The organism is Pedobacter sp. 01T416_2, from assembly GCF_056398925.1.
Map to the genome: position 1 here is coordinate 1 of NZ_JBFTQI010000492.1, position 4,517 is coordinate 4,517.

Sequence of the window (4,517 nt, forward strand, 5' to 3'; positions counted from 1 at the left end):
ACCTTGATGATTTTGGTGAAAAGCTTATAATTTAAGATTCAGTATCTCTAACAACGTTTAGAGTTCCTTGTTGCAAGCCCCTCAACCGAGACTTTTCAAGGAGTGGAAATTATATCATAACTTTAAGAGGGCTACCTTATCAACGTTGCGATTAATTTAGGAAGTGGTCTTTGAATTGAGTGGGTGATGTTCCCACTTCTTTTTTAAACAGCCGGGAAAAATAGGTGGTGTTTTCAAAACCAAGTAAATGCGAAATCTCCGATACATTCAATTCGCCTTCGGCCAATAGATTTTTAGCTTTACCAATCAGGAAAAGATGGATTAGCTCTAATGCCGTTTTTCCCGTCTCTTCCTTTAGCAGATCGGTTAAATAGCGCGGAGATATATGAAGCTTTTCTGCCATTAGAGAAACAGAGGGAAGTCCAATATCTTTCGTTTTCCGCTCTTCAAAATTAACTGCAAGTAATTCGTTGAACTTTGTTACTGTTGAGCCGGATAAATGTGTACGGTTGATAAACTGTCTTTTATAAAAGCGCTGTGCATATTTGAGCATGGCGTCAAGATGACTAACTATGATGGCCTTGCTAAGTTCATCGGTATTATTGTGATATTCTTTATCAATGCTGAAATACAAATTCCAGATGATTTCCTCCTCTGCAGGAGAGAGATGCAAGGCCTCATTCACCTCATAATCGAAATAGCCGTATTTCTTAATGTCGTGGTAAAGGATAGTTCCGGGTAAGAAGTCTTCATGGATAATAATCAGAAAACCTTTCTCTTCAAGTTCGACATTTTTAAAGGCTACTTTCTGGTGGGGCTTTACAAAAGACATCGAGCCACGGTCGTGGTCATATTTTGTTTTCCCATATTGCATGCTGCCCGATTTCAGCTTCTTAAATCCTATGATGTAAAATTCTGAAGAAAATTCGAGTATACTATTTCCGTCACAGGTGCCCCGCTCACCGTATGCCACACTAAAAAGCGGATGCTCCGGAGGGTTAACGCCAAGCGCTTCATGCAGCTCGCTTATTTTTTTAAAGTGATCCATTTTTCAGCAGTGATAAAAACAGAATCCAGCAAATCCGGATCCTGTAAAGTTAACTTTCATTAGCCATGTGCTGCCACAGAAACGTCGTGCCATGATTCCCATGTTTTCAGGCGCTCTTCGTAAGTATATTTTACCCAAGGGTAAGCAGTCTTGCCCAGTAGCAACCTCAATGGCGGATTTTCTGTATCCACCAATTTTAGAACCGCTCCGATAGTTGCAATAGGATTCCCGGAATCTTGCTCTCCGGCATGCTCATAAAAATCTTTTCTCATCTCATCGTAAGCATTTACTATTGCACTTAAGGCAAGCGAATTGGTACCAAAAAAATCTGTGGAGAAACCAGCCGGTTCCAGTATGGTTACCTTAATGCCAAAACCACTCACTTCGCCGGCCAATGTTTCAGTAAGACCTTCGATTGCGAATTTCGATGCACTGTAAAGCCCCATTAATGATACCGTATTTAGTCCCAGCGCACTTGAAAGCTGAATGATGTGCCCCGATTTCTGTTCGCGCATAATGGGCAGGACAGCCTGCACAGTCCATAATGAACCCAGTACATTCGTTTCAAATTGCGATCTCACGTCCTGCTCGCTCAACTCTTCTACAGCTCCAATATGTCCGTAGCCAGCGTTATTGATTAAGACGTCGATGCGGCCAAAGTGTTTTTTTGCAATTTCGATCGATTCAAAACTCAACTCTCTATCGGTTACATCAAGTTCTAAGACCAATAGATTCGAAGGGAATTCCTTTGCGAGTTCAGCCAATGTTTCCGGGTTGCGCACAGCCGCAACAACATTATCGCCACGTTGTAAAAATGCTTCTGTCCAGATCCTGCCGAATCCGCGTGATGCACCAGTTATAAAAATTGTTTTTGCCATTATATTATTCTTTAATATTTGATGATGACAAAGTTCAGTCAATTGTTAACAGCTATTGTGATACAAAAGTAGGCAATAATGGAACGTTTCTACGTTTGACCTATATTATGCTCTTTTACTTCAGTGCTTTACAAAAAAAAAGGACAGTTCTTGCAGAGCGGTTGCAAAATCTGTTTTGCCATATATGTTTTACCGGAAAGGAGCAGAGCTATGGAATCGTGTTGAGCACTTTTGAAGGTATTTTGATATGATTGATTAACTGTTGCGAATAATAGTCAAGTGCATTACTCTTTTGTGACTACTTTCCTGTGGTTGATTCCCCAATCTTTTAAGGAATATATTATCGGTGTTAAGGTATCTGCATAAGGTTGCAGGGTGTACAGGATTTTGACGGGGTAGCCATCTAAAACGGTACGCTTTAATAGTTTATGCTGTTCCAGGTCCTTGAGTTCTTTAGCCAGGACTTTAGGGGTTATCCCTGGAATGCTTTCCTGTATGTCTGTAAAACGGTCATTACCAACGCCCACTGAAATAATAATAGGCAGTTTCCATTTGCCACTGATTACATCAAGCGCGTCCCTTACCGGCTTCACGGTATTCAAACAGTCGCAGTGTTCTTTTTTCTTAGCCATAGTCTCATCCTTTGAACAATATCACTTTCCTTTGGGAAAGTACTATACAAAGGAAAGTAAAATGTGATAACTTTGCAATAATTATTTTAAATAGGCTGGTTGATAAGGATTAATGAAACAATTGAATTTTTTATCTACTAATCAATATGATATGAAAAGACTTTAAGGAAAGGTTACCATAATCTGATAGCACATTTATCAAAACAAATATTAAAGATACTGAATATGAAAATAGGAATAATAGGTACAGGTGCCATTGGAGGTACAATTGCGAAAAAAATGGTTGCAGCAGGACATCAGGTTTTTGTAACCAATTCGGCTGAATTTGCTGAATTGGAAAAGCGGGCAAATGAATTAGGAGCATTACCTTCGCCCTTGGAGGATCTTGTTAAAGGTAAAGATGTGGTCATACTATCAGTGCCGACCATAGCTATTCCTGGCCTGTCAAAAACTTTATTTGACGAAATGCCACCAGATACCATTCTAGTGGATACGTCCAACTACTATCCATTCCGCGATGCCGACATCGAGGAAATCAAAAACGGTAAAGCGGAGAGCGTGTGGGTTGCTGAACAAATTGGGCGGCCTGTTATTAAAGCATTCAATAATCTGCTGGCAGAAAGCCTTGTGTATGGAGGGACACCTAAAGGTGCACCCGGGCGTATAGCAATGGCTATATCAGGAGATGATCCAAAAGCAAAAGAAATTATATCCGGACTTATCAATCAAGCAGGCTTTGATGTGGTTGATGCTGGTAATTTGGAAAGTTCATGGAGGCATCAGCCAGGAACTCCGGCCTATTGTACAGAATTAAATGCAGTGGATCTGAAACAGGCACTCAATGATGGCGTGAGGGAAGTTGCTGCTCAAATTAGGGATTCTGTGATTAAACTATTCGCTGAACGTACTACTCAGCCCTCGCATGAGGAGATAGTGAAATTTAACCGCTCCCTATTTCCTAAAAATCCAAAATCGGAGTAATTAGGGGATACAACCATTAGCTAAAAATTAATTTGTCGCCGTAAACCTAAATTATATTGTTAATTGATAGGTCGCGAAGAATCGTCATCTCCACTCCGCGTTGCTCCGGTCGAGATGACGCAGATTTTTAGAATCTGTCATTAATAGTCGAACACCTGTTTTTCGATATATTAAAAGCAATCGACTCCGCTACTATTGACGGGCTCTAATAGAATGGTCGTCATTGCGAGGCACGAAGCAATCTTAGAGCGCTCGTTACTAGCGATAGTTGTAAGATTGCTTCGTTGGCTGAAAAAGCCTTCTCGCAATGACGATAATCTGAGGAGATTTAATTTTTAAATTCTCCTGTCATTAATATTGATTTTTATAAATAATTACCCCCTCAGTGTGACAAAAATGTTAGATAAGCAAACAGAAGAGGCAGTCTATTTATACTTAAACTATTTTTTTCTACTTTATAAATTCCTACATTATGGATCACTACATCAAAAGTTCCCCAAGCGCTGGCTTTTTCAGCCAATGCCTGGGTTTCCTCAATACAGGATTAATCAGCAATCAGAATATCTGCTGCGCCTTTTACTTTTTTGGCAGTTTCATCTGCCCTTTGTGCATTTTTTGTGTGCAAAAGCATCTGATGACCCACTGCTATTAATTGCGTCGCTGCCAATTTTCCAAGCCCATCTGCAGAACCTGTAACAAGTATTTTAGCCATTCATTACTTTAAATTAGTTTTAAAGAAACTATCCAGTTTGTCAAAAGGGATTACATCCACTTTGTCATACAAATCTACATGAACGGCTTTTGGAATAATAATCAATTCTTTCGGTTCATTCGCAATTTTGAAAATATCTTCACTGAAATATCTTGAATGCGCATTTTCTCCAGCAATCATTAGCATTGGTCTTGGCGAAATTTCTTTCACATAACTTAAAATTGGCATATTCATAAATGAAATTGGATTGGTAATCAGCCAGGCCC

Annotated in this window: 6 protein-coding genes; 1 reads left to right on the forward strand and 5 read right to left on the reverse strand. The window is 39.7% G+C overall.

Translation table 11 applies throughout. The annotated features are described in order from the left end of the window. Positions 1-151 precede the first annotated feature (151 nt). From AC1DPQ_RS18720 to AC1DPQ_RS18730, 3 genes are all read right to left on the reverse strand, one after another. Positions 152-1,048, reverse strand: coding sequence for a helix-turn-helix domain-containing protein (locus AC1DPQ_RS18720; protein WP_477578107.1), 897 nt, complete (start codon positions 1,046-1,048; stop codon positions 152-154). Between the two features lie 59 nt (positions 1,049-1,107). Continuing rightward, positions 1,108-1,926: an SDR family NAD(P)-dependent oxidoreductase gene (locus tag AC1DPQ_RS18725; RefSeq protein ID WP_477578109.1), complete on the reverse strand. Its 819-nt coding sequence runs from the start codon at positions 1,924-1,926 to the stop codon at positions 1,108-1,110. Positions 1,927-2,210: 284 nt separating this feature from the next. Next, on the reverse strand, positions 2,211-2,558 hold the full coding sequence (locus AC1DPQ_RS18730) for a winged helix-turn-helix transcriptional regulator (protein WP_477610509.1): 348 nt from the start codon (positions 2,556-2,558) through the stop codon (positions 2,211-2,213). 186 nt (positions 2,559-2,744) lie between these two features. On the opposite strand from AC1DPQ_RS18730, the gene AC1DPQ_RS18735 reads away from it, so the two are divergent. After that, positions 2,745-3,539, forward strand: coding sequence for an NADPH-dependent F420 reductase (locus AC1DPQ_RS18735; RefSeq protein WP_477578113.1), 795 nt, complete (start codon positions 2,745-2,747; stop codon positions 3,537-3,539). A 544-nt stretch (positions 3,540-4,083) separates the two neighbouring features. Here AC1DPQ_RS18735 and AC1DPQ_RS18740 read toward each other — a convergent pair. Then, positions 4,084-4,251: an SDR family NAD(P)-dependent oxidoreductase gene (locus AC1DPQ_RS18740; protein ID WP_477579920.1), complete on the reverse strand. Its 168-nt coding sequence runs from the start codon at positions 4,249-4,251 to the stop codon at positions 4,084-4,086. Positions 4,252-4,254: 3 nt separating this feature from the next. Beyond that, positions 4,255-4,517: alpha/beta hydrolase (locus AC1DPQ_RS18745; protein ID WP_477610510.1), on the reverse strand; the 263-nt coding region annotated here is incomplete at its 5' end.

What these genes read in the sequence shown, in the direction of transcription:
- AC1DPQ_RS18720 (WP_477578107.1), bottom strand. Translation starts at nt 1,048, where the DNA reads ATGGATCACTTTAAAAAAATAAGCGAGCTGCATGAAGCGCTTGGCGTT.
- AC1DPQ_RS18725 (WP_477578109.1), bottom strand. Translation starts at nt 1,926, where the DNA reads ATGGCAAAAACAATTTTTATAACTGGTGCATCACGCGGATTCGGCAGG.
- AC1DPQ_RS18730 (WP_477610509.1), bottom strand. Translation starts at nt 2,558, where the DNA reads ATGGCTAAGAAAAAAGAACACTGCGACTGTTTGAATACCGTGAAGCCG.
- AC1DPQ_RS18740 (WP_477579920.1), bottom strand. Translation starts at nt 4,251, where the DNA reads ATGGCTAAAATACTTGTTACAGGTTCTGCAGATGGGCTTGGAAAATTG.